The sequence below is a fragment of the Pseudomonas sp. GD03842 genome, assembly GCF_029841165.1.
Lineage (GTDB): Bacteria > Pseudomonadota > Gammaproteobacteria > Pseudomonadales > Pseudomonadaceae > Aquipseudomonas.
Window position 1 is genome coordinate 233,692 of record NZ_JAOCEA010000008.1, and the last position, 25,591, is coordinate 259,282.

21 protein-coding genes are annotated in these 25,591 nt (G+C 60.2%); 12 read left to right on the forward strand and 9 right to left on the reverse strand.

Annotated elements, in window-relative coordinates; all coding sequences use genetic code 11:
* Positions 1-49: 49 nt before the first annotated feature.
* The 8 genes from N5D61_RS13890 to N5D61_RS13925 all read right to left on the reverse strand — a co-directional run bounded on the left by N5D61_RS13890 (position 50) and on the right by N5D61_RS13925 (position 9,884).
* Positions 50-1,972, reverse strand: a complete 1,923-nt coding sequence (locus N5D61_RS13890; RefSeq protein WP_108239952.1) for a PrkA family serine protein kinase — start codon at positions 1,970-1,972, stop codon at positions 50-52.
* Between the two features lie 287 nt (positions 1,973-2,259).
* The gene (gene glpE, locus N5D61_RS13895) at positions 2,260-2,580 is read right to left on the reverse strand and encodes a thiosulfate sulfurtransferase GlpE (protein WP_279893252.1); all 321 of its coding nucleotides are present in this window, start codon (positions 2,578-2,580) and stop codon (positions 2,260-2,262) included.
* 82 nt (positions 2,581-2,662) lie between these two features.
* A complete protein-coding gene (locus N5D61_RS13900; RefSeq protein ID WP_279893253.1) occupies positions 2,663-3,514 on the reverse strand; it encodes a symmetrical bis(5'-nucleosyl)-tetraphosphatase in 852 nt (283 codons plus the stop codon).
* Positions 3,514-3,894, reverse strand: coding sequence for a Co2+/Mg2+ efflux protein ApaG (gene apaG, locus N5D61_RS13905; RefSeq protein ID WP_108239955.1), 381 nt, complete (start codon positions 3,892-3,894; stop codon positions 3,514-3,516). Before apaG ends, N5D61_RS13900 begins: the two co-directional genes overlap by 1 nt.
* A gap of 116 nt (positions 3,895-4,010) precedes the next feature.
* The gene (rsmA, locus tag N5D61_RS13910; RefSeq protein ID WP_279893255.1) at positions 4,011-4,817 is read right to left on the reverse strand and encodes a 16S rRNA (adenine(1518)-N(6)/adenine(1519)-N(6))-dimethyltransferase RsmA; all 807 of its coding nucleotides are present in this window, start codon (positions 4,815-4,817) and stop codon (positions 4,011-4,013) included.
* Complete coding sequence (pdxA, locus tag N5D61_RS13915; RefSeq protein ID WP_279893256.1) at positions 4,818-5,807, reverse strand: 4-hydroxythreonine-4-phosphate dehydrogenase PdxA; 990 nt, start codon at positions 5,805-5,807, stop codon at positions 4,818-4,820.
* Positions 5,804-7,126, reverse strand: coding sequence for a peptidylprolyl isomerase (locus tag N5D61_RS13920; RefSeq protein WP_279893257.1), 1,323 nt, complete (start codon positions 7,124-7,126; stop codon positions 5,804-5,806). Before N5D61_RS13920 ends, pdxA begins: the two co-directional genes overlap by 4 nt.
* A complete protein-coding gene (locus tag N5D61_RS13925; RefSeq protein ID WP_108239959.1) occupies positions 7,107-9,884 on the reverse strand; it encodes an LPS-assembly protein LptD in 2,778 nt (925 codons plus the stop codon). Before N5D61_RS13925 ends, N5D61_RS13920 begins: the two co-directional genes overlap by 20 nt.
* 128 nt (positions 9,885-10,012) lie before the next feature.
* Here N5D61_RS13925 and N5D61_RS13930 point away from each other — a divergent pair, with 128 nt between their 5' ends.
* From N5D61_RS13930 to N5D61_RS13940, 3 genes are read left to right on the forward strand one after another with little or no spacing between them, the layout of a single operon-like run.
* Positions 10,013-11,026 (forward strand): phosphotransferase, encoded by a 1,014-nt coding sequence (locus N5D61_RS13930; protein WP_279893259.1) that lies wholly within the window; start codon positions 10,013-10,015, stop codon positions 11,024-11,026.
* A 48-nt stretch (positions 11,027-11,074) separates the two neighbouring features.
* Positions 11,075-11,743, forward strand: coding sequence for an N-acetylmuramate alpha-1-phosphate uridylyltransferase MurU (gene murU, locus N5D61_RS13935; protein ID WP_108239961.1), 669 nt, complete (start codon positions 11,075-11,077; stop codon positions 11,741-11,743).
* A complete protein-coding gene (locus N5D61_RS13940) occupies positions 11,744-12,511 on the forward strand; it encodes a DnaJ domain-containing protein (protein ID WP_279893260.1) in 768 nt (255 codons plus the stop codon).
* Positions 12,512-12,544: 33 nt separating this feature from the next.
* Here N5D61_RS13940 and N5D61_RS13945 read toward each other — a convergent pair whose 3' ends face one another.
* Positions 12,545-13,516, reverse strand: a complete 972-nt coding sequence (locus N5D61_RS13945; RefSeq protein WP_279893261.1) for an alpha/beta hydrolase family protein — start codon at positions 13,514-13,516, stop codon at positions 12,545-12,547.
* Between the two features lie 210 nt (positions 13,517-13,726).
* Between N5D61_RS13945 and N5D61_RS13950 the strand changes: the two genes are divergently transcribed.
* From N5D61_RS13950 to N5D61_RS13990, 9 genes are all read left to right on the forward strand, one after another.
* Positions 13,727-15,721, forward strand: a complete 1,995-nt coding sequence (locus tag N5D61_RS13950; RefSeq protein ID WP_279893284.1) for a transporter substrate-binding domain-containing protein — start codon at positions 13,727-13,729, stop codon at positions 15,719-15,721.
* Positions 15,718-16,347 (forward strand): response regulator transcription factor, encoded by a 630-nt coding sequence (locus N5D61_RS13955; protein WP_108239965.1) that lies wholly within the window; start codon positions 15,718-15,720, stop codon positions 16,345-16,347. Before N5D61_RS13950 ends, N5D61_RS13955 begins: the two co-directional genes overlap by 4 nt.
* A 289-nt stretch (positions 16,348-16,636) precedes the next feature.
* Positions 16,637-17,761 (forward strand): ABC transporter ATP-binding protein, encoded by a 1,125-nt coding sequence (locus tag N5D61_RS13960; protein WP_279893263.1) that lies wholly within the window; start codon positions 16,637-16,639, stop codon positions 17,759-17,761.
* Between the two features lie 88 nt (positions 17,762-17,849).
* Positions 17,850-18,881, forward strand: a complete 1,032-nt coding sequence (locus N5D61_RS13965; RefSeq protein WP_279893264.1) for a polyamine ABC transporter substrate-binding protein — start codon at positions 17,850-17,852, stop codon at positions 18,879-18,881.
* A gap of 188 nt (positions 18,882-19,069) precedes the next feature.
* Positions 19,070-20,317 (forward strand): ABC transporter permease, encoded by a 1,248-nt coding sequence (locus N5D61_RS13970; protein ID WP_279893265.1) that lies wholly within the window; start codon positions 19,070-19,072, stop codon positions 20,315-20,317.
* A gap of 12 nt (positions 20,318-20,329) precedes the next feature.
* Positions 20,330-21,154 (forward strand): ABC transporter permease, encoded by an 825-nt coding sequence (locus tag N5D61_RS13975; RefSeq protein ID WP_108239969.1) that lies wholly within the window; start codon positions 20,330-20,332, stop codon positions 21,152-21,154.
* Positions 21,155-21,250: 96 nt separating this feature from the next.
* Positions 21,251-22,624 (forward strand): sigma 54-interacting transcriptional regulator, encoded by a 1,374-nt coding sequence (locus N5D61_RS13980; RefSeq protein WP_279893266.1) that lies wholly within the window; start codon positions 21,251-21,253, stop codon positions 22,622-22,624.
* Between the two features lie 197 nt (positions 22,625-22,821).
* Positions 22,822-23,985: an iron-containing alcohol dehydrogenase gene (locus N5D61_RS13985; protein ID WP_279893267.1), complete on the forward strand. Its 1,164-nt coding sequence runs from the start codon at positions 22,822-22,824 to the stop codon at positions 23,983-23,985.
* A 74-nt stretch (positions 23,986-24,059) separates the two neighbouring features.
* Positions 24,060-25,484 carry a hypothetical protein gene (locus N5D61_RS13990; protein WP_279893268.1) on the forward strand — a complete coding sequence of 475 codons (1,425 nt, stop codon included), beginning with the start codon at positions 24,060-24,062 and terminating at the stop codon, positions 25,482-25,484.
* The last annotated feature ends 107 nt before the right edge of the window (positions 25,485-25,591 follow it).

Here is a 25,591-nt window from a genome sequence, read left to right on the forward strand (position 1 = left end):
ACCGAATGGCTTTGAGCTTGCCGCTAGAAGCTCACAACTTGTCGCTGCGTTACTGGGATTTGCGGACGCGCAGGTACCACTCGGAGAGCAGACGCACCTGTTTGTCGGTATAGCCCCGCTCGACCATCCGGGTCACGAAGTCGTTGTGTTTCTGTTGATCCTCTTTACTGGCTTTTGCGTTGAAACTGATGACCGGCAACAGGTCTTCGGTGTTGGAGAACATTTTCTTCTCGATCACCACCCGCAGCTTCTCGTAGCCGAGCCAGGTCGGGTTTTTGCCGTTATTGTTCGCGCGGGCGCGCAGCACGAAGTTGACGATCTCGTTGCGGAAATCCTTCGGATTGCTGATGCCAGCGGGTTTCTCGATTTTCTCCAGTTCTTCGTTGAGCGCTACACGATTGAGGATCTCGCCGGTTTCCGGGTCGCGGTATTCCTGATCCTGAATCCAGAAATCCGCGTAGAGCACGTAGCGGTCGAAGATGTTCTGGCCGTACTCGCTGTAGGATTCCAGATAGGCCGTCTGGATTTCCTTGCCGATGAATTCGATGTAGCGCGGCGCGAGGTACTCTTTGATGAAGCGCAGGTAGCGTTCTCGGGTTTCGGCCTGGAACTGCTCCTGTTCGATCTGCTGCTCGAGCACATACAGCAGATGCACAGGGTTGGCCGCGACTTCATGCGGATCGAAGTTGAAGACCTTCGATAGAATCTTGAACGCGAAGCGGGTGGATAGGCCGTTCATCCCTTCGTCGACACCGGCCGAATCACGGTATTCCTGAATCGACTTGGCCTTCGGATCGGTGTCCTTGAGGTTCTCGCCGTCGTACACCCGCATCTTGGAATAGATGTTCGAGTTTTCCGGTTCTTTCAAACGCGACAACACGGTGAATTGCGCCAGCATTTTCAAGGTGTCCGGTGCGCAATGCGCTCTGGCCAGCGAGCTGTTGACCAGCAACTTGTCGTAGATCTTGATCTCATCGCTGACGCGCAAGCAGTACGGCACCTTCACGATGTAGATACGGTCGATGAAGGCTTCGTTGTTCTTGTTGTTGCGGAAGCTGTGCCATTCCGATTCGTTGGAGTGCGCCAGCAAAATACCAGTAAAGGGGATCGCGCCCAGGCCTTCGGTACTGTTGTAGTTACCTTCCTGAGTCGCGGTGAGCAGTGGGTGCAGCACCTTGATCGGTGCCTTGAACATCTCCACAAATTCCATCAGGCCCTGGTTGGCCCGGCACAGCGCGCCCGAATAGCTGTAGGCGTCGGCGTCGTTCTGTGGGTATTCCTCAAGCTTGCGAATGTCGACCTTGCCGACCAGCGCCGAGATGTCCTGGTTGTTTTCGTCGCCCGGTTCGGTCTTGGCCACGGCGATCTGATTGAGGATCGACGGGTACAGTTTCACCACTTTGAACTGGCTGATGTCGCCCCCGAACTCGGCCAGGCGTTTGGTCGCCCATGGCGACATGATCGTGTTCAGGTAGCGCCGCGGGATGCCGTAATCCTCTTCGAGGATCGCGCCGTCTTCGGAAGGTTTGAACAGGCCCAGCGGCGACTCGAAAACCGGGGAGCCCTTGATGGCGTAGAAGGGGATTTTTTCAACGAGCTGTTTGAGCTTTTCAGCCAGAGACGACTTGCCACCGCCTACCGGGCCGAGCAGGTAAAGGATCTGTTTCTTCTCTTCCAGACCTTGGGCGGCGTGGCGGAAGTACGAGACGATTTGCTCGATGCAGTCCTCCATGCCATGGAAGTCCTCGAACGCCGGATAGCGCCGGATGACCTTGTTGGAGAAGATTCTGGACAGCCTGGAATTGGTCGACGTATCGAACAGTTCAGGCTCGCCGATGGCCATCAGAAGGCGTTCTGCGGCTGAGGCGTATGCGCTGCGGTCGGTTTTGCAGAGCTCCAAGTACTCCTGTAGCGAGAGCTCTTCCTGGCGTGTCGATTCAAAGCGTTGTTGGAAGTGGCTAAAAATACTCATGACGTCACCTCGCTCGATACGTGGAGCCGGCGGCGGATCGTCAGTCGATGCTGGATGACGGCCGATCACTCAGCTGTCATTTACCCCCCAAACACCATAAAAGTAGCTACCGATGACCCACGCGCCGGTGTACCGGCTCTCCCCTGATTCGGATGGCCTGAGCACAAGGATAGTTCGGATTCGCACACAGAAAGAAGGAAGGCGTGTGAATGTGAGGCAACCGTTCGTCAGTTAGGCGCGCGAAGCCGCGTAGGACGCGGGCTTGCGCGCAGAAAAATATTTTTCGATCAGGCTTGCGTGGTTTCGCTTGGAAAAGTGTTTTTCCACAGCTCGAATCCGCCGTCCATGCTGTAGACCTCGGAGAAGCCCTGCCCTACAAGATAGGCCGCTGCGCTCTGGCTTGAATTGCCGTGATAGCAGAGGACGACGAGCGGCTTGTCCAGGTCGGCTTCGCGGATGAAGTCGGCGATGGAGTGGTTGTCCAGATGGTGCGAGTCAGGAATGTGGTTGTTGGCGAAAGTCTGTGCATCGCGTACGTCGACGAGTACGGCGCCTTGCTCGCGCAGCGCCTGGGCCTGCTCCGGCGGGATGCGTTTGAAGTCGGTCATCGCATGGGCTCCTTGGCCTGGGTTCTCGAACGGCCGAGAACGAAAAAAGGATTTTAACGCCGGTCCGATGCCTGGGGCACGGCTACCGAATCAGGTTTTTCAACGTTGCGGGATGCCCCCGCTCATCGCAGTCGCAACGGAGCATCTCCCGGCTGTCGACATTGAGCATGGACATCGCACCACCCCAGACGCAACCCGTGTCGAGCGCATAGACCCCCGGCTCGTTGCAGCGTCCCTCCAGGGCAGCCCAGTGGCCGAAGATGATATTCAGGCCTTTGGTCTTGCGGTCCTTGTGGCTGAACCAGGGGGCGTAGCCGGCGGGGGCGCTGTCTAACCCCTCCTTGCTTTTGAGGTCGAGCTTGCCATCGCCGGTGCAGAAACGCATGCGGGTGAAATAGTTGGTGATGACGCGCAGCCGCGTGACGCCCTGCAGGTCCTTGTCCCATTTCGCCGGCTCATTGCCGTACATGCCGTCAAGGAAGAGCTCGAACAGGTTATCGTCGCGCAGGGCTTCCTCGACCTCCTCGGCGCAGCGCAACGCTTTTTTCAGGCTCCACTGTGGAGGGATGCCAGCATGGACCATCGCAATATCCCGCTCGGCATCGTAGTGCATGAGCTTCTGCTGGCGCAGCCAGTCGAGCAGGTCGTTGGCGTCTGGCGCTTCAAGGATTTCTCGAAGGGTATCGCCTTTTTTGAGCCGCTCGATGTTGCGCCCCGCTGCAAGCAGATGCAGGTCATGGTTGCCGAGAACGCAGACGATGGCGTTGCGCATGCCATAGAGAAAGCGCAGGGTTTCCAGTGATTGAGGCCCCCTGTTGACCAGGTCCCCCACCAGCCACAGCTTGTCGCGGTTGGGGTCGAAGGAGACGCGGTCGAGCAGGCATTTCAATGGCTCAAGGCAACCTTGCAGATCACCGACTGCGTAAACCGTCATCAGTGAAGCGCTCCTGGGACGGCCAGACGAAACGGCGCGATGATGGCATCGAACCGTGTCCCGTCTTCAGCGAGCATCTGATAACTGCCTTGCATGTTGCCGACCTGAGTGGTCATGACGGTCCCGCTGCTGTACGTGTAACTCTGCCCTGCCTGAATCAACGGCTGCTGGCCGACGACACCCTCGCCGCGAACTTCCTCGACGTTGCCGTCGCCATCGGTGATGACCCAGTGTCGCGACAGCAGTTGGGCGGGCAGCTCGCCGTTGTTGTGCACCGTGATGGTGTAAGCGAAGGCGAAGCGGTTCTGCTCAGGCTGCGATTGTTCTGCGAGAAAACGGGTCACGACGCTGACGTCGACCTGGTAGCGAGGATCAGACATGCAAAAGGCCTTGAAAGCTGGGCGGAAAAAGCCGGAAGAGCCCGGAGATGAAGAGTCTAGGACATGTCACGGGTAAAAAACCAATGGGGTTCGGACCGGACATGCCCTTGAATGGATCAGCCCGCGACGGATTTGTCGGCAAGCTTGTCGGCCAAGCGCACGAATGCCGCCAGATCCAGTTGTTCTGGACGTAGGCTGCCGTCCACTCCCGCGTCGGCGATTTCATCGCTGGTCAGGAGCGCCTTGAGCGTATTGCGTAGGGTCTTGCGCCGCTGATTGAAGGCCTCGCGCACGATGCGCTCCAGCACGCGATGATCCTTCGCCGGGTGGGGGAGGCTCTCGTGAGGGACGAGACGAACGATCGCCGAGTCGACTTTCGGCGGCGGATTGAACGCACCGGGGCCAACGTTGAACAGGTGTTCGACCCGGCAGTGGTACTGCACCATGATCGACAGACGGCCCCAATCGCCGCCGCCAGGGCCAGCGGCAAGACGCTCGACCACTTCTTTCTGCAGCATGAAATGCATGTCACGGATCAGATGAGCGCTGTCCAGCAGATGGAAGATCAGCGGCGTGGAAATGTTGTAAGGCAAGTTGCCGACCACGCGCAGCGAGTGGGGAGCGGCGTGCAGCGTGCCGAAGTCGAACTTCAGCGCATCGCCCTGATGCAGGCTGAAGTTCGGCAGATGGCTGAACTGGCCCATCAGGATCGGCACCAGATCCTTGTCGAGCTCGACGACATCCAGTGTCGCGCCGCTGCCCAGCAGGCCTTCGGTCAATGCACCTTGGCCAGGGCCAATCTCCAGCATGCGGTCATCGGGCTTGGCGCGAATGGAGCGCAGGATCTTGTCGATCACCCCCGCGTCATGCAGGAAGTTCTGGCCGAATCGCTTACGGGCCTTGTGTTGGTATTGCTCAGTCATTTAGTTACGGGTCTCGGCCATCTGATAGGCGGTTTGCAGAGCGACCTGGAGGCTGCCGGTGTCGATTTTGCCGGTGCCTGCCAGGTCCAGTGCCGTGCCGTGGTCCACGGAGGTGCGGATGATGGGCAGGCCCAGTGTGATGTTGACGGCAGCGCCGAAGCCTTTGTACTTCAGCACCGGCAGGCCCTGATCGTGGTACATCGCCAGCACCGCGTCGCAGTGCTCCAGATACTTGGGGGTAAACAGCGTGTCGGCGGGCAGCGGGCCCCGCAGGTCCAGGCCCTCGCTGCGCAGACGCTCCAGAACGGGTTCGATCGTGTCGATTTCTTCGCGGCCCAAATGCCCCCCTTCACCGGCGTGAGGATTCAGCCCGCACACCAGAATGCGGGGTTGGGCAATGCCGAACTTACCGACGAGATCAGCGTGGAGAATGCGTGTCACGCGCTCCAGCCGTTCGGCAGTGATGGCGTCTGCGACGTCACGCAGTGGCAAGTGGGTAGTCACCAACGCGACTCTCAGGTCACCCGTGGCGAGCATCATCACGACTTGTTCGGTCCGGGTCAGCTCGGCAAGAAACTCGGTGTGGCCTGAAAAGGGAAGCCCGCTGTCGTTGATCACGCCTTTGTGCACAGGGGCCGTGATCATCCCGGCGAAGAGGCCGTCGATGCAGCCTTGGCCCGCACGGGTCAAGGTTTCGATCACGAATGCGCCGTTAGCCGTATTCAGTTGCCCGGCCACGACAGGGCCCTGCAGCGGCGTGTCCCAGACATACAGGCTGCCAGCTTGCGCCGGCGTATCCGGCCAGGCGTCGGGGGAAACGGCAATCAGGTTGACCGACACACCGAGTTGCGCGGCCCGCTCGTGGAGCAGGTCGCGACTGGTAATGGCAATCAGGGGGTAGGGCTGGGACTGCGCGGCGAGCAGCAGGCAAAGGTCAGGACCGATGCCGGCGGGCTCGCCGGGTGTCAGCGCGAAGCGCCGGGGGTTCACTTGGCGGCCTGGTCAGCGCCAGGCAGCTTGATTTCAACGTAGGCTTCGTCGCGGATCTGGCGCAGCCAGGTCTGCAGCTCTTCGTCGTGTTTGCGGTTGCGCAGCACGGTCATCGCCTGTTGCTCTCGGGCCTGGTTGGTGCTGTCGGTGGCGCGACGGCCCAGGACTTCCAGCACGTGCCAGCCAAACTGCGTCTGGAACGGTTTGGAGACCACGCCTTGCGGCGTTTCATTCATCACATCGCGGAACTCAGGCACCAGGTTGCGCGGGTCCACCCAGTTCATGTCACCGCCATTGAGCGCAGAGCCCGGATCTTCCGAGAAGCTCTTCGCCAGTTCGGCGAAGTCTTCACCGTTCTGGATGCGGTCGTAGATACGCTGGGCCAGCATCTTGGTTTCAGCTTCGCTGCGAATCTCGCTCGGCTTGATCAGAATGTGGCGCACATGAACTTCGTCGCGCATCTGGGTCTGGTTGTCACCGCCGCGCTTGCCCAGCAATTTCAGGATGATGAAGCCGCCTGGCGTACGGGCCGGTGGGGTGACCTCGCCGGGGCTCATCGAATTCAGCATGTCACCGAAGGGCGGCGGCAATTGGGCGGCTTTACGCCAGCCCATGTCACCGCCGTCCAGCGCGCTTTCGCTTGCCGATGACGAGATGGCCAGTTGCTCGAAGTTGGCACCCTGCTGCAGCTTGCCGTAGATGTCCTTGGCTTTGGCGGCTGCTTCCTGAATCTGCGCGGACGTGGCGCTGTCCGGCGTCGGAATCAGAATGTTGGCCAGGTGGTACTCTTCGGAGAACTGCGCCTTGCCCAGATCGGATGCCAAGAAGTTCTTCACTTCCTGATCCGAGACCTGAATGCGTTCGGCGACACGACGCTGACGCACGCGGCTGATGATCATTTCGCGGCGGATCTGCTCACGGGCGTTCTGGAACGACAGGCCGTCGTGCGCCAGTGCGGCCTTGAACTGCTCGATGCTCATGTTATTGCGCTGAGCGATGGTGCCCACCGCCTGGTTCAGCTCTTCGTCGGTGATACGAATGCCCGAACGTTCGCCGATCTGCAGCTGCAGGTTTTCCAGGATCAGGCGATCCAGGACCTGAGATTCCAGCGCGCTGGCAGGCGGAACGCCCTGTCCACGCTTGGCGATGGTCTGTTGAACTTCGCGGGTCCGCTGGTCGAGCTGGCTTTGCATGACCACGTCGTTGTCGACGATGGCTACCACCTTGTCGATGGGGCGCACTTCAGCGTGCGCCACGGTACCGATGAGTAGAGCGCCCAGCATCAGCGGGCGCAGACAATCAGAAAGCTTGGTCTTCACGTTCACGATAACCTTGGATGCCTTTGTCGAGGAAGCTTTCAACTTTCTGGCCAACAACGCCACCAAGTCCCTTCAACACGATTTGCAGGAAGATGCCGCGGTCGCCTTTCTCGTTCTGCGCCACTTCTTGAGTGGACTCGTCGTAGTCGACCCAGTAACGGTTGATCAGACGCAGCTTCCAGCAGCAGTTGTCATATTCGAAACCACCGAACGCTTCGAGCGTGCGGCTGCGGTTGTAGTCGTATTGCCAGCGGGCAATCGCGCTCCATTGAGGAATGACCGGCCAGATGACCGAGAAGTCATGCTGCTCGATCTTGTAGTAGTCCTTGATGACCGACCCATCCGGAAGGACGGCATCGCCACCGCCCACAGTCCAGCGACCTGTCGTCTGGTCGTAGCGGACCTGGTCGTTGCGGTAGCGGTAACCGGCGTTGAACACCTTGCCCGGCTCGTCTTCAGGCTGGTAGTGGAACATCGCGCTGCCCGAGCGGGTGCTGCGGCTGTCCGGGTCCCAGTTGAACGTCGAGTTGAGGCGCCAGTCTCGGTTGAAGCGGTAGTCGTACTCGAGCGCATACGGCGAAACGTCGGACTGGGCGTCCTTGCGGTCTTCGTAAGCGATACCCGGCAACTGGACCTTGCGGTCCTTGAAGTACAGCGCCTGGCCGACACTCAAACGCTGACGCTCGAAGCCGTTGTCTTCGATCCAGCGGTTGGTCACACCCAGGGACAGCTTGTTCTCGTCGCCGATGCGGTCACTGCCTACGAAACGGTTGTCGCGGAACAGCGACGCGTAGTCGAAGGTGGTTTCACCCGAGTCGAAGATCGGGATGTCGGTCTGATCCTTGTAAGGCACGTACAGGTAGTACAGACGCGGCTCCAGCGTCTGACGGTAGTCCTTGCCGAACCAGTTGGTGTTGCGATCGAAGAACAGGCCGCTGTCGACGCTGAATACAGGGATGGAACGGTCGACGCCACTGTCGAACTGCTCTTCGGGCAGCAGGGTCGCTTTGCCTTTGCCATCCAGGTCCAAGTCGTACTTGGTATAGACGTATTTCAGTTTCGGCGTCACGTAGCCATAGGACGCGCTCAGCGGCAAGCTGATCGACGGGGCAAGGTTCAGACGGTTGCCGTTGGCGCGCGCCAGACCGGCAATGTTTTCGTCCAGTCGAACCTCGGGGATGTCGTCTTCGTTGACGTAATTACCCGTCCGCAGATCCCGATCGAAGCGAACCAGCTCGGTGTCGTAGCCGAACTTCAGACCGCCCGGATTGTAGGGCAGCGTACCGTTGAGCGTGAGTTGCGGCAGACGTCCGTACGGGGTGATCTGGGTCACTGTCGTCAGTTGATATTGCTGCACGTTCAGGCCGGCGGTGTAGGTGTCGCCACGGTACGTCAACAGGCCCTGCTGGTTCAGGAAGTCATGGGTGCTGACGCCTTCCTGACCGCTCTTGAGGTCCTTGAAGTAATAAGGATCGCTGACCTTGGTGTAGTCGACCTTGCTCGACAGGCGAGAGTCCAGGCCGCTGCGATCCTGCCAGTTGATCATCCAGCGCGTGTCTTTGTAGTCGGACTGATCCTTGCGGTCGTCGTTGTCGTCGTTCAGGTAAGCCGCACCGAACTGACCTTCGCTGGTCTTGGTGAGGTAACGGAACTCGCCTTCGAGCAACAGGCCGCGTTTGGCCATGTACGTCGGGTACAATGTGGCGTCATAGTTCGGCGCCAGGTTGAAGTAGTAAGGCGTGAGCAACGAGAAACCGGTGTCGCTGCTGGCACCGATGGTCGGCGGCAGGAAGCCGGACTGACGACGGTCGTCGATCGGGAAATAGATGTATGGCGTGTAGAGGATCGGAATGTCCTTCACGCGCAGGGTCGCGTTGGTCGCGGTACCGAAACCGGTGGCCGGGTTCAGGGTGATGTTGTTGCCCTTCACCGTCCAGGCGTTGCTGCTTGGCTCACAGGTGGTGTACGTACCGTCCTTCAACCGAATGATGGCGTTTTCTGCACGGCGGGCGTACAGCGCGTTACCCCGCACGTTGGATTTGTGCAGCACGTACTCGGCGTTGTCGACCTTGGCTTCGCCGGTGTCCAGCTGGACCTCGGCGTGATCGCCCACGATCAGGGCGCCGTTGTCGCGCAGACGAACGTTGCCGTTCAGCTCGCCACGGTTTTCGGCCTGATGCAGGCTGGCTTCGTCGGATTCGACCTGCATCGACCCCTGGCGCATGACGACGTCACCGGCCAGCGATGCGATCTGTTCTTCCTGCTGATAACGGGAAGCCTTGGCGCCAATGAAGGTCGGCGCGTCGCTCTTGGCGGTCTTGTCGTCCATGCCAGGACGAATCGGCTCGATGTAGGCGCCGGAGCAATAAGGGCCGGTCTCGGCCAACTGAGCAGCGGTCAGTTTTTCACGAGGCACCCAGTCCAAGTGGCTGTAGTCGGCGCTGCGGGATTTCAGGCCACGGCCCTTGGCCTCGGTGACCAGCATCGTTTTGGGCACGACCTCACCGCTTTCGGTGACGGTCGACTCGGTTGCCGTGCTGCTGTTGGACGACACGCTGTTGGCGTCATGCACAGGGCGCGGAGGCAACTGGGCTGCATTGGTTTTCGGGGAGCAATCCCAGGAACCGGTTGCCGACGCCGCACAGTCGAACTGTTCAGCAGCAAACACGAACTGGGTGGCCAGAGGTTGCATCGCCAGCAGACTGCCAGTTACCAGCAACGGAAATTTTTTACGAAACGCGGGGGATTTCAATGCCATCTTATTAGTCCGGGCTTCCTGCGCGCCATCTGCCCGCGGGGGGCCGCACGCCTCTCGATGGGCTGAAAAAGATGTCGGATAATAAAGCATGACCCGCTTGACGGCTAGCGCCGTCGGAGACCCTTGTAATGCCAGATCAAGATGTACGCCTGCAACACCTGAAAGTTTGGCTCGATGAGCAGTTGCCAGAAGTGTTCGCAGCCCAAGGCTGGGGCGCGATACCCCCGGCCACGTTGACTGCGGCCAGCAGCGACGCCAGTTTCCGCCGTTACTTCCGCTGGGAAGGTGAAGGTCGCACTTTTATTGTGATGGATGCGCCGCCGCCGCAGGAAAACTGTAAACCGTTCGTGGATATTGCTCATTTATTGAGCAGCTCCGGAATTAATGTTCCGAAAATTTATGCCGAAGACCTGAATCAGGGCTTTCTTCTGCTCAACGATTTGGGTCGGCAAACCTACCTCGACGTGATCGATGAACAGAATGCGGATCGGTTGTTCGCCGATGCCATCGAGGCGCTGCTGGCGTATCAGCGGTTGCCCATGGAAGCGACGCTCCCTGTCTATGACGTGGCGCTGTTGCGCCGGGAGCTGGAACTCTTTCCCGAGTGGTATGTGAAGCGTCATCTGGGCATCGAGCTCGACGCGTCGCAGCAAGCCAGCTGGAACCGAGTGAGCGATCTGTTGATCGACAGTGCCTTGGCGCAACCCAAGGTGTTGGTGCATCGCGACTTCATGCCGCGCAACCTGATGATCAGTGACCCTAACCCGGGGGTACTGGATTTCCAGGATGCGGTGTACGGCCCGGTCACCTACGACATCACCTGTTTGTTCAAGGATGCGTTTCTCAGTTGGCCGGAAGCGCGTGTCGAAGGTTGGTTGAGGACCTATTGGGAAAAAGCCCTTGCGGCCGGGATTCCAGTGCAGGACGAGTTCGGCGAGTTTCACCGCGCCAGCGATCTGATGGGGGTGCAACGGCATCTGAAGGTGATCGGCATTTTTGCGCGCATCTGCCACCGCGATGGCAAGCCGCGCTATGTCGCCGATGTCTCGCGCTTCTTCTCTTATATAGAAGCGGTGCTGGCCCGCCGCCCTGAGTTGGTGGAGTTGAACAATTTGCTGACCAGCCTCGGGCAGCCCAAATGAAAGCCATCGTGAAGGAATGGATGTGAGCACAGTGTTCAAGAGGGCTGCATGAAAGCGATGATTCTGGCGGCAGGCAAGGGCGAGCGCATGCGGCCCCTGACCTTGCACACGCCCAAGCCCTTGGTCCGGGCAGCGGGCGTTCCATTGATCGAATACCATCTGCTTGCTCTCAAGGCAGCAGGTTTCACCGAGGTGGTGATCAACCATGCTTGGCTGGGACAGCAGATCGAGGACTACCTGGGAGACGGTCACCGTCTGGGGCTGAGCATTCGCTATTCCCCGGAGGGCGAGCCGCTTGAGACCGGCGGCGGCATTTTCCGGGCGTTGCCCTTGCTCGGTGATGAACCCTTCCTGGTGATCAATGGCGACATCTGGACCAACTGCGACTACACGGCACTGAATGCGCCGATCCGGGGGCTGGCGCATCTGGTGCTGGTGGACAACCCCGTGCACCACCCGACCGGCGATTTCGCGCTGGTGGGCGGTGAAGTCCGTGACGACGCGAGCCTGCCGCGTCTGACCTACAGCGGCATTGCCGTGCTCCATCCCCGGCTGTTCAGCGGCTGCACCGAGGGTGCGTTCAAACTGGCGCCCCTGTTTCGCGCCGCCATGGCGAGCGGCCAGGTGACCGGGGAGCATTTCACCGGGCGCTGGGTCGATGTCGGCACCCCCGAGCGGCTGGCGGAAGTCGAGAAAATCCTCGCGGTGAAGCCCTAGATGCTCTGGCCATTCACGGTGATCGGTGGCGGAGCCGGGTACGCGATTGCCAGCATTCCTGGCGCAATGCTTGGCGCGCTATTGGGCCAGGCGCTCGACCGCCGCCTGCACGTGCAAAGCCTGGCTGAGCTGCGCGAGCGGGCCAGCGGCCGAAAAGTGCCTCGGGATGACGAGTTGATCTTCATCCTGCTCGGCCGTCTCGCGAAGAGCGAGGGGCGCGTCGTCGATGGTCATATTCAGCAGGCGCGTGTCGAAATGCGTCGGTTGGACCTGAGCGAGCCCGCCACACGCCGCGCCATCGCGGCCTTCAACCGCGGCAAGGACGGTCGTGACAACCTGCGTGTTCACCTGACCCGCATGAAGCCTCAACCCAACGCGGCTGAAGGGTTGCTGCGTGCCTGCTGGCGCATGGCATGGGCGGACGGCAGGGCGTCTCGCACCGAGCGAGAGTTGATCCTCCTGTGGGGCAAATGGCTGGGCTGGACCGCAGACCGCGTCGAAGCGCTGTCGGCCACCGAAGATGATCAAAGGGCGCGGGCGCCTGCCAGCAGTGGGGGTGAGTATCAGGAAGCGCTGCGTTTGTTGGGGGTCAAGGCCGATTCGGAGCCCGCGCACATCAAACGCGCGTATCGGCGCTTGTTGAGCCGCCATCATCCGGACAAGATCGCGGGCTCGGGCGCAAGCCATGTCCAAGTGCGCGATGCCACCGAGAAAACCCGCGAGCTGCATAACGCCTATGCGGTGATTCGCGACAAACGCGGGTTTTGAAGGGGGCGGGCAGGGGGAGCGCAGTCAGTCAGCCTACTCTGCCTCCAGCCACCCACGCACTCGACGGAACAGTTGATCCTGCTCCATCGCCGTGTTCCCGGGAATGGCATTCAGGGTAATTTGAGTGAAGCGCGCGTTCTTCACTCGCTTGCTCGCGTCCAGACGGTCCTGTGCCTGTTGCCGAGGCACTGGCCTGTCTTTGTTGACGAAGTCTGCCGTGGCGACCTTGAGACTGGGCAGCACATCGGCCAGCGATGGCGTGTCGCGAACGGTCTCCACAGCGGTCACCATGACCAACTTCTGAACGGCAGGCGCCGGACGTTCGCTCAAATAACGCGCTGCCCAGTAAGCGCCTGTGCCATGCCCCAGCAAGACGATGCTGCGGGCTTTGTTCTGTTGGGCGAACGCCACTGCGCTGTCGATGCGCGCGAAGATTTTTTCCGCATTTGCCTTGGCCAGTTCAGCCTGTGCCGTGGCCTGCTCGGCGGCCGCGCTGGCCTCGGCTTCGGCGGCGGTGGTCGGATCGGGCGCTTTGGTTTTTTCCTTGTCGGTGGCAGCCTTGTCCTCGGTTGCAGGTGCATCCGCTGCGCGAGCGAAAATGCCGTCGTTGTAAGCATCTGGCAGGCTCAGACTCAGGCTGGCCCATCCCACATCCGGAAACTTGCGGCGTAAAGGGCCTACGGCGTTCGGCCAGTCAGCCGACTCATCGGCGCCGGGAACAATGATGACCGCCCCTTTGGGGTCGTCGGTATTGGCCGGTTTCCACAGCGCCAGGAACGTTTGGTCACCGGCTTGCAGTTGCTCCTGCTCGGCCTTCGGCACCTGACGTTCCAGCGCAATGGCGTCTTCCTGGCTGCGCGAGGGCAAGGTGGCGCGTTCCACTGGCGCTTCGGCCGGTTGGGCGTCCTTGGCCGGAGCGGGATCTGCTGCCCGTACAAGAGACGAGCAAGGTAGTATCAGAGTCAGGCAAATCGCGGGAAACATTGCGCGGACGGTGTAGGACATCGAATATTCCAAAGGCCAGAAACGATTCTGGCAGCCTAATGGGTTCCGGAGGGTTTGTCAGGCAAGTGAGTGGGCCTGCCAGGCGCACCCTGCACCGACGTATCGATCAGCATTCAGAGAAGTGGAGAAGACAGGTTGAGAATCCCTGTGCGGTGCCCTTGGGTTATCGGCCGTTCAGTCGCGCTCTTGATGGCAATGGTCTTGAGCGTGATGTTTTCCTCCGCATCGGCGGGTGCACCCGCCGCATCGCCCGATCCGTTGAACGTCGCTCAACGCGAGTGGCTTACCCATCGGGGCCAGTTGCGGGTCGGGCTGGTGCTGCAAGCGCCTTACGCACAGTTCGACCGACGGGCCCAAGTCTTGTCAGGTGCCAATGTCGACTTGGTCAATCTGCTGGCCAGAACCCTGCAGGTCGAGTTGTTGTGGCGCAATTTCAATGACCAGGCAGAGCTTGAGAAGGCCTTGGCTGAGGGGCAGATCGATTTCGCGCCGGGGCTCACGCAAACTCCAGCCGGATTGCGCATGTGGCTGTATTCCGATCCCTATATGCGGGTGCCGCAGTTGGTCGTCGGCGAGCGGGACGGCTCAGGCGCTGTGGATTTGGAAAAGCTCGATAGCCAAGTGCGAATCGCGGTTCGAATGCCCAGCACCACTGCCGACTACCTACGCGCCAACTACAGCCATCTGAACCTGCAGGGGGTGCCGCTTGAACGCCAGGCGCTGCAGCTGTTGCTGAGCCAGCAGGCGCGCTACGCGGTGGTCGATGAAGCGCAGCTAAGCCGCCTTTCCCGTGAGAGCGAGTTCGCCGGGCTCGCCGTGGTCGGAGACATTGGCTTTCCCCAGTTGCTGCGTGTCGCGTCCCGCCGTGACATGCCCATTCTCGCCGACATCATCAGTCAGGCGCTGAGTGCAGTGGCGCCGAAGGATCTGGACCAGCTTCATGCGCAATGGCTGCAGCCAAAGTACCCGCAGGTCAGCGAAATGCCCGGCCTCTGGAAGAACATTTCGCTGTTGCTGCTGGTGCTCCTGATCGCCAGCGCCGCTATCGTGTTCTGGCAACGCAAGGAACAGCAGACCCTGGAACGCGACTTGCTGGCTGCCCGGGAGAACATTGCTAAACGTCAGGCCAGCGAAGAAGCCCTTCGCCTGGCGCAGTTTTCAATCGATCAAAGCACCGTGGGCATTCTGTGGGTGAATTGGGACAGCCATGTGCGCTATGCCAATAAGGCGGCCGAGACCATGCTCGGGTATGAACGGGGTGGGGTTGTGGATCGCCCCCTGATCGACTTCGAGCCCAACCTCACGATGGATCGCTGGCTGAACCTCTGGAAGAACGCCCGCTCCAGCGACGACGCGCCGCAGAACTTCGTGAGTAATTGCGTACGCGCCGATGGCAGTGTTCTCCCTGCGGATGTATCGCTGAGCTTTCTGCGCTTTCGCGACGCCGAATACCTGGTGGTCTTCATCACCGACGTGACCGAGCGCCGGCGCTCCCTGGCTGCCCTGCAGGAGAGCGAGGGGCGCCTGCAAGTACTGGCCGAGCAACTGCGAGAGTTGTCGGCGCACTTGGAAACCGTCCGAGAAGAGGAAAAAGCGCGCATCGCCCGGGAAGTGCATGATGAGTTGGGTCAGATGTTGACCGTGCTGAAGCTGGAAACTTCCATGTGCGAACTGGCTTACGCCGATCTCGACCCTGGCCTGCGTGAGCGGTTGAACAGCATGAAGCGCCTGATTGCTCAACTGTTTCAACTGGTGCGGGATGTGGCGACAGCGTTGCGTCCACCCATTCTCGACGCAGGCATCGCCTCGGCCATCGAATGGCAGGCTCGCCGTTTCGAAGCCCGTACGCAGCTCCCATGCCTCGTCCAGGTGCCGGACAACCTGCCTGCCTTACCGGACGCGACGGCCATCGGCCTGTTCCGCATTCTTCAAGAGTCATTGACCAATGTAATGCGACACGCCGAAGCCCATACGGTCGAACTGGAGCTGAGCCTGAGCGACGGTGTGCTGTGCATGAGCATCGCCGACGACGGGCAGGGCTTCGACCCACTCGAAGAGCGTCCGGCATCCTTCGGCCTGGTGGGGATACGCGAGCGGGTATTGATCATGGGCGGACGATTGCATCTGGACAGCACGCTGGGAGAAGGCACAACCTTGCGTATCTACATTCCGCTGGAACCGGTCGCTCAGGAGCAAGTGCAGTGATTCGTGTATTGGTCGCCGAAGACCACACCATCGTTCGTGAAGGCATCAAGCAGTTGATCGGCCTGGCCAAGGACCTGCAAGTGGCAGGGGAGGCCAGCAACGGTGAGCAATTGCTGGAAGCCTTGCGTGTGACGCCATGCGAAGTTGTGCTGCTGGATATTTCAATGCCCGGGGTCAACGGCCTGGAAGCCATTCCCAGGATTCGCGCCCTGAGCAATCCTCCCGCCATCCTGGTGCTCTCGATGCATGACGAAGCCCAGATGGCGGCCCGTGCGTTGAAGATCGGCGCGGCCGGGTACGCGACCAAGGACAGCGATCCGGCATTGCTGTTGACGGCGATCCGAAGAGTGGCTTCGGGTGGACGCTACATCGACCCGGATCTGGCAGACCGCATGGTGTTCGAAGTGGGCTTGACCGACAGCCGGCCATTGCATTCGTTGCTGTCCGAGCGCGAATTCTCGGTATTCGAACGTCTTGCGCAGGGCGCCAACGTCAACGACATCGCCCAGCAGTTGGCCTTGAGCAGCAAGACCATCAGCACCCATAAGGCGCGCTTGATGCAGAAGCTGAACATCACGTCACTGGCCGAGCTGGTGAAGTACGCGATGGAGCACAAGCTGGTCTGAGGGCGTGTCTAAAAACGACCTTTGTCATTGCCTGTGATGGCCTCATCGCGAGCGGACATACGCCCACCTGTCACTGCGATCCCCAGTACGATTGAGCGTGCTCGCGATAGGGTGGTAGAGCGGAAAATTGTCTGTTTTGAATACATATCTGTTTCCGTCATCTGTGTAGGGGAATTCCTACACGGAAGCTTCCAGCTCACCTAGGGGAATCTCTCCTGCGCCCCGATTTGCGGGGGGTGTAGCCTCATCTAGGCTTGTTCCCACGGTTGATTAAACAAAGGTGTGGGTAATGAGCAACGTCGATTCAAGCGCTGGGGCGAATGATGTTCTGGTCAGCTTTCGTGGTGTGCAAAAGAGCTACGACGGCGAAGCCCTGATCGTCAAAGACCTCAACCTGGATATTCGCAAAGGCGAATTTCTCACCCTGCTGGGCCCGTCCGGCTCCGGCAAGACAACCAGTCTGATGATGCTCGCCGGTTTCGAAACCCCGACGGCCGGTGAAATCCTGTTGGCAGGCCGCTCGATCAACAACGTGCCCCCACACAAGCGGGACATCGGCATGGTGTTTCAGAACTACGCGCTGTTCCCGCACATGACGGTGGCGGAGAACCTGGCATTTCCCTTGTCGGTTCGAGGTCTGAGCAAGACTGACATCACCGAAAAGGTCAAACGTGCGCTGGACATGGTTCAGCTTGGCACCTTGTCTCACCGCTATCCGGCCCAAATGTCCGGCGGGCAGCAACAGCGCGTGGCGCTGGCTCGTGCGTTGGTGTTCGAACCCCAATTGGTCCTCATGGACGAGCCGCTCGGTGCGCTCGACAAACAGCTGCGCGAGCACATGCAGATGGAAATCAAGCACCTTCACCAGCGTCTGGGCGTGACCGTCGTCTATGTGACCCACGACCAGGGCGAGGCGCTGACCATGTCTGATCGCGTGGCCGTTTTCCATCAAGGGGAAATTCAGCAGATCGCTCCGCCGCGCACGCTCTACGAAGAGCCCAAGAACACCTTTGTGGCCAACTTCATCGGCGAAAACAACCGCATCAACGGCACCTTGCTCAGCCAGACCGGCGACCGTTGCCTGGTGGCGCTGGGACGCGGAGAAAAGGTCGAAGCATTGGCCGTCAACGTCGGCGCTGCGGGCAGCCCTGTCACCCTGTCGATTCGCCCGGAACGGGTGAACCTCAACGGTCGCAGCGAAAGTTGCGTGAACCGTTTCTCCGGCCGCGTCGCGGAATTCATCTATTTGGGTGACCACGTCCGGGTGCGCCTGGAAGTCGCCGGCAAAACCGATTTCTTCGTCAAACAACCGATTGCCGAGCTGGACCCGGCGTTGAGCGTTGGCGACGTTGTGCCCATTGGATGGCAGGTCGAGCACGCTCGTGCCCTGGACCCTTTGCAGGAAGCGCATTGATTCACCCGCGGTATGCGTAACCCGATGCACTTAGAGGCGAACCCATCGCCCATCGCTTAACCAACATTGTTCGTGGAGAGAGAAACAAATGCTCAAGACATTGAAGCTCACCGCTTTATCGGTCGGCATAATGTGCGCGGCGCAAGCCATGGCCGTCGATCTGACGGTCATTTCCTTCGGCGGTGCGAACAAGGCAGCTCAGGAAAAGGCCTTCTACGCCCCGTGGGAAAAAGCAGGCAACGGCAAGATCGTGGCTGGCGAATACAACGGCGAGATGGCCAAGGTCAAAGCCATGGTCGACACCAAAAGCGTGAACTGGGATCTGGTTGAAGTCGAGTCCCCCGAGCTGTCCCGTGGTTGTGACGAAGACATGTTCGAAGAGATCGATCCCGCCATTCTGGGCAAGAAAGAAGACTATGTTCCCGGCGCCATTCAGACATGCGGCGTCGGCTTCTTCGTGTGGTCGACCGTACTGGCCTACAACGCCGACAAACTCAAGACAGCACCCACCAGTTGGGCTGATTTCTGGGACACCGATAAATTCCCGGGCAAGCGCGGCCTGCGTAAGGGCGCCAAATACACCCTTGAATTCGCCCTCATGGCCGACGGCGTCGCTCCAAAGGACGTCTACAAGGTACTGGCCAGCAAAGACGGCCAGGATCGTGCCTTCAAGATGCTCGACAAGCTCAAGCCAAACATCCAGTGGTGGGAAGCCGGCGCCCAGCCGCCGCAGTTCCTGCAGTCGGGTGACGTGGTGATGAGCTCGGCCTACAACGGCCGTATCGCGGCGGTGCAGAAAGAAAGCAACTTGAAAATCGTCTGGAACGGTGGCGTCTACGATTTCGACTCTTGGGCCATTCCCAAAGGCGCGAAGAACGTAGAAGAGGCCAAGAAATTCCTGGCCTACACCCTCAAACCCGAGCAGCAAAAGACCTACTCCGAGAACATCGCCTACGGTCCGGCCAACAGTCAGGCTGTCAGCCTGCTGACGGCGGACAACCAGAAAAACATGCCGACCACGCCTGAGAACATCAAGGATCAGGTGCAGTTGAGTGTGGGCTTCTGGACCGACAACGGCGAGTCGCTGGAGCAGCGTTTCAACGCCTGGGCCGCCAAGTAAGACCGCGGCTTGACCGGGGGCGCTGCATTGGTCGGCGTCGCCCGCATGCCATAGCCGCTGGCCAGAGGCCAACCCTTGGCGGTTGTTGCACCACGTTTGAAGTGAGTTAACCGGGCGCTTCGCCTGCCTCTTCCTCCAGAAACAGGGCAGGCGAAGCACCCCTCGTTCGAAAGATTTCGGAGTTCGCTATGGCCACCGCCGTGCCCCTGACTGAAGGCGCCAGCCCGACCTTGAAGCAACGCCTGGCCCGTGCCGAGCGCGTCAACCGCTGGAAGGCTCAGGCGTTGATCGCGCCATTGGCGATTTTCCTCTTGCTGGTCTTCCTCGTGCCCATTGCGGCACTGCTGTACAAAAGTGTGAACAACCCGGAAGTGGTCGCTGGCATGCCGCTCACGGTGGCACAAGTGAGCCAATGGGACGGCAAGGGCTTACCCCCTGAAGCCGTCTACAAAGCGGCGAGCCAAGACTTGGCCGACGCTCGCAAAAACCAGACATTGGGCGATCTGTCCAAGCGCCTGAACCAGGAACTGGCAGGTTACCGCAGCCTGTTGGCGAAAACGGCCCGCGCCTTGCCTTTCAAGGAGGAGCCGGTCTCGTACAAAGAAGGCCTTGAAGCCATCGACGAGCGCTGGGGCGATCCGGCCTACTGGCAGGCCATTCGTCGCAATACCTCCAGCTTCACCCCGTATTATTTGCTGGCGTCGCTCGACCATCGCATCGATGACCTGGGCGAACTGGCCCCCGCGACGCCTGATCAGGCGATCTATCTCGACATCTTCGCCCGCACTTTCTGGATGGGGCTGGTGATCACCCTGTTCTGCCTGGTGCTCGCCTACCCATTGGCGTACCTGCTGGCGAATCTGCCAGCGCGTCAGAGCAACCTGCTGATGATCCTTGTGCTGCTGCCGTTCTGGACCTCCATTCTGGTGCGAGTCGCCGCATGGATCGTGTTGCTGCAATCCGGCGGCCTGATCAACGGCGCGCTCATGGCCATGGGCATCATCGACAAACCCCTGGAGCTGGTCTTCAACAGGGTCGGCGTGTACATCTCCATGGTCCACATCATGCTGCCGTTCATGATCCTTCCGATCTACAGCGTCATGAAGGGCATCTCGCCGACGTACATGCGTGCCGCGATATCCTTGGGCTGTAACCCTTTCGCCAGCTTCTGGCGGGTTTATTTCCCACAAACCTATGCGGGTGTGGGGGCCGGTTGCCTGCTGGTGTTCATCCTCTCGATTGGCTACTACATCACCCCGGCGCTGCTCGGCAGCCCCAACGATCAGATGGTCAGTTATTTCGTGGCCTTCTACACAAACACCAGCATCAACTGGGGCATGGCAACCGCTTTGGGTGGTCTGCTGCTGCTGGCCACAGTCGTGCTGTACTTGATTTATAGCTGGCTGGTCGGCGCCAGCCGCCTGCGTCTGAGCTGAGGAGAACGATTCATGTTGAGCCCTTATTCCTCACCCATTGAGCGGGTCTGGCATTACACGCTGCGTATTCTCTGCGCGCTGATTCTGTTGTTTCTCGTGTTGCCGGTGCTGGTCATCGTGCCACTGTCGTTCAACTCCGGCAGCTTTCTGGTCTATCCACTGCAGGGCTTCTCGTTGCATTGGTACCAGGATTTCTTCAGCTCCGCGGAGTGGATGCGCTCGCTGAAGAACAGCCTGATCGTCGCCCCGGCCGCGACCCTTTTGGCCATGGGCTTTGGCACGTTGGCCGCCATCGGCCTGACCCGCAGCAACTTTCCCGGCAAATCGCTGGTGATGGCCCTGGTCATTTCCCCCATGGTGGTTCCGGTGGTCATCGTCGGCGTGGCGAGCTACCTGTTTTTCGCGCCCTTGGGCCTGGGCAACAGCTACACCTCGCTGATTCTGGTGCATGCCGTGCTTGGGGTGCCGTTCGTGATCATCACGGTGTCGGCCACGTTGCAAGGCTTCAACTACAACCTGGTACGCGCTGCCGCGAGCCTCGGCGCATCGCCCATCACGGCCTTCCGCCGGGTAACCCTGCCGCTGATCGCACCCGGCGTCATTTCGGGGGCGCTGTTCGCCTTTGCGACCTCGTTCGACGAGGTGGTGGTGACGCTGTTCCTCGCCGGCCCTGAACAGGCGACCCTGCCACGGCAGATGTTCAGCGGCATCCGCGAGAACCTCAGCCCGACCATCGCCGCAGCAGCCACACTGTTGATCGGCTTCTCGGTGGTGTTGTTGTTGGCACTGGAGTGGCTGCGCGGACGCAGTGAGAAGCTGCGCACCTCGGCGGTGTGATCGACACGTCTTTGCGATCGCTCGTGCCCACCCTGCGTGGGCACGACCAGTAATCCGTTAAACTCCACCGCTCCTCACCCCGCCACGGAGACCGCGGTGAACGTCAATGACGCCAGTTTCGAAGAACTGCTCAACGCTTTGCACGACGGTGTCTACATCACCGACGGCCAAGGTACGACGCTTAAGGTCAACCATGCCTACGAACGGTTGACCGGCCTGAACGGTGCCGACTTGATCGGCCGTCCGATGCAGGAACTGGTGAAAGAAGGGGTCATCTCGCAGTCGGCTTCACTGCGCGTCTTGCAGGAGGGGCGTCCGGTGTCGGTGATGCAGAGCCTTAGCCAAGGCAAGAAGCTGCTGGTCAGTGCCACGCCTATTCTCGATGCCGATCACCGTATTTCCTACGTCGTCAGCACCGTGCGCGACATGACCGAACTGCTGCGCATGAAGCATGAGCGCGATGAGCTGCAACAGCTCAAGCAGTTGCGCAGCAGCACGGCCAGGCTGCACGCCGGCCAGCGGGACAATCTGCTGGATTCGCAGCTGATGGCCGATCAGGAAGTGTCAGGAAGGGTGTTCGCGCTGGCCCGGCAAGTCGCGGGCAGCTCGGTCAAAGTGCTGCTGCAAGGTGAAACCGGCGTCGGCAAGACCCTCGTCGCGCAGTTTATCCACAATGCCAGCCCTCGCGCCAAAGAGCCTTTTCTGGCGCTCAACTGCGGTGCGCTGCCGGAGAATCTGATCGAGGCCGAACTGTTCGGCTACGCGCCCGGTGCTTTTACCGGCGCAGGGCCGAAGGGCAAGCGTGGGCTGCTGGAGTTGGCCCATCACGGGACGTTGTTTCTCGACGAAATCGGTGATTTGCCGTTGGCGGTGCAGGTCAAGCTGCTCAAAGTCATCGAAGAGAATCGCTTCATTCCCGTGGGCGGGCTGGAGCTCAAGGAAGTGGACGTGCGCATCATCAGCGCCACTCACCATGACCTCAAGCAAAGGGTGGTAGAAGGGACGTTTCGTGCGGATCTGTTCTACCGACTGAACGTCGTCCCCATTCACATCCCGGCCCTGCGTGAGCGCAGCGAAGAAATTCCCCCTTTGTTGCAGTACTACCTCGACCGGTTCAATGCCCATTATGAGCGGCAGGTGCAGTGGGGTCTGGAAGCCCTGGACTTGATGTGCGAGTACGCCTGGCCAGGCAACATCCGCGAGTTGATCAACATCGTCGAGCGACTGGTGGTGACCAACCTGAGTGGGACCATCGAAGCGTTGGACCTGCCCGAGGACATTCTCAATTTCAACCCGTCTCTCGCCCATGACAGTCGACTGCCGCTGCGCAAGGTGCTGGAAAACGCCGAGCGCGCTGCGATCAGGGCTGCATTGCAGACCCACAAAACCACGCGCCTGGCGGCCAAGGCCTTGGGAGTCAGCCAGGCCACCGTGGTGCAAAAAATGAAGCGCTGGGAGCGCTCCGATTAGCGGCCCGCTGATCAGTTTTTCAATCACGCCCCGCTTCACCGATCAAAAAGCTGATCAGGACCGCCCGGTCTCTTTTGCTTCGACTGCCCGTGATTCGCCTTGAAGCCTTCTGCCGCGGGGCCTTCGGCGAATTGGCACAGCTTTGGCTATCTCCTCTGGCACGTCTTCACTAAAACAACGCACACAGGACGAGCCCGATGACCCTTTCCGCCTCGCGCATCAGCGCCTTCAAAATCGCGAACAAACTGATCACAGGTCAGGCTGCCATCGAGCAGTTGGCCACAGAGCTGACCCGCCTCAACGTCAATAACCCCTTGGTCGTCACGGACGCGGTTCTGGTCAAGTCCGGCACAGTGGACCTGGCGCTGGCGCAATTGGGCGGGCGGCGTTACGGCATCTTCGATCAGGTCAAGCCCGAACCTGAAATTGCCATTGTCGAGGACTGCACTCGCGCCTTTCGCGAGGGCGGTCATGATGGGTTGATCGGCCTGGGCGGCGGCAGCGCGATCGACATTGCCAAGGGCGTCGCGGCCTTCGCTCATCACGACGGGCCACTGGCCGAGTTGTTCGGCGTCGATCTGGTCAAGCACAAGGGCCCCGCGCTGATCGCGATCCCGACCACCGCAGGGACCGGGTCGGAGGTGACAAACGTCGCGATCTTCTCCGATAAGCAAGCCCAGCTGAAAAAGGGCATCGTCAGCGACTTTCTGTTGCCGGACGTCGCGCTTGTCAGCCCGGTCATGACACTGACCTGCCCGCGGAGCGTGACAGCGGCCAGCGGTGTCGATGCATTGGTGCACGCCATCGAGTCGTACCTTTCGGTCAACGCTTCGCCCATTACCGACGCCATCGCTCTGGGCGCGATCAAGCTGATCGTCAAAGCCTTGCCTAAAGCGTATGCCAACCCTGCCAACGTTCAGGCGCGCGAAGACATGGCCACCGCCAGCCTGATGGCCGGAATGGCCTTTGGTAATGCAGGCGTCGGAGCCGTGCACGCGCTGGCCTATCCACTGGGCGGCCGTTTCAACATTGCCCATGGGGTCAGCAATGCCTTGCTGCTGCCCTACGTGATGGAGTGGAACAAGATGGCCTGCGTCGAGCGCTTTCGCGACATCGCCGACGCCATGGGCTTGCAGGTGTCCGGATTGAGCGACAAGGACGCCGCCGATGAAGCCGTCAAGGCGATGGCCGATTTGTGTGCGGCCGTGGACATCCCGAGAGGCATGCGCAGCTTCGATGTCCCGGAAGATGCCCTTCCTTCGATGGCCGAGGAAGCCAGCAAAATCGATCGCCTCATGCGCAACAACCCTCGCAAGCTGACCGCCGCCGATATTGAAAAGATCTACCGGGCGGCTTACTGATCCGCACCACGCAACACGCCCGATCCAACGGTCGGGCAACGACCGATACAAGACCAATAAAACGGGTACACGACATGTCAAACACTCCCCCGCGTAGGAGCGAAAGCCCCTACATCCCTTTCGGCCCTTTCAAAGTGCGGCTGCCGTTTATTCATTACAAATTCGAGATGCCGGACTACTTGCAGGGCTTACTGATGTGCGCTGTGGATCTGGCCGCCATCCCGCTGATGACCGAATTGCTCGGCATGCCGTTCGAAGTGGCGCTGGCCGTTGTGATGCTCAACGGCCTGTTGTATCTGACTCACCACTTGCTTGGCGATCCGACCGTTCCGGGCTGGATCACCCCGGCGGTGCCCCTGCTGATGGCCTACTGTGCGCAATTCCCGATGGGGCCGGAGCGCGTGCATGCATTGATCGCCTTTCAGTTGATGCTTGGGGTGTTCTCGATAGCGCTGGGCATGACGGGGATGGCCAGAAAAGTGGTCGAGTATGTGCCCCCTGCCATCAAGTCCGGCATCATCGTGGGCGCCGGGTTCAGTGCAGTGATCGCCGTCTTCCAGGTAGGTGGCAAATTCAACGTCCTGCCATGGACCATCTCCATCGCCGTGGGCATCGCGTTCTATTTGATCTTCTCCCAACACTTCAATGAGTTGAAGCAGCGCAATCGCTTTTGGTGGAACTTCGCCAAGCTGGGCATCTTGCCAATCATTCTGTTGGCGGTGGTGATCGCTCCGCTGTTCGGCGAGGCACCCTGGCCGACCATTCAGTGGGGCATCAGCAAGCCCGACTTCGCTGGCCTGTGGCACGACTACACCGTCTTCGGGCTGGGCATGCCGCCGCTCTCAATGTTCATTTCGGCGCTACCGACCATGCTCGCCGTGTACATCATCGTGTTCGGTGACGTGCTGAGCGCGAAGTCGCTGCTCGACGAGGCGGAGACTGTCCGCACCGATGAGGTCGTCGATTACAACCCGGATCGCGCGCATTGGATTTTCGGTGCACGCAACGCGTTCATGAGTATTTTCGGCCCGGACGTCGCCATGTGCGGCCCTAAATGGGCGGCGATGCTGGTGGTGGTCATCGAGCGTTTCAAAGGCGGACCCAAAGCGATGCAGTCGATCATCGGCGGTGTCGGCTCGTTCCGCTGGGGCACTAACACCGGGCTGTTGCTGCTTCCGGTCGTGACGCTGGTGCAGCCAATTCTTGGGGTTGCGCTGTCGCTGACCCTGCTGATCCAAGGCTATGTCAGCGTCCGCCTCGGCATTCTAGAAGCGCGCAGCCAACGCGACCTGGGCATCGCGGGCGTGATCGGCGCGGTGCTGGCGATCAAAGGCGCCAGTTGGGCGTTCGGCGTCGGCGTGGTGTTGTGTCTGTTGATCTACGGCAAGAACTTTTTCAAAGGCGAAGTGGACGGCACTTTCAGCAAAGATGTGAAAGCGCCGGATGCGAAGCCGGTCATCAAGGCCGAGCGCATCGAGGAAGAAGCGTTGGCTGATTGAGCCCGACTGTGGGGTAGGGTCGCTCCCGCGCAGCGCGTGGGGGTGATCCGAAGTCGCCGCCAGGGGGTGGCCCCGCAGGTGAAGTCTGGGCATCTGCCGTGCGTAGG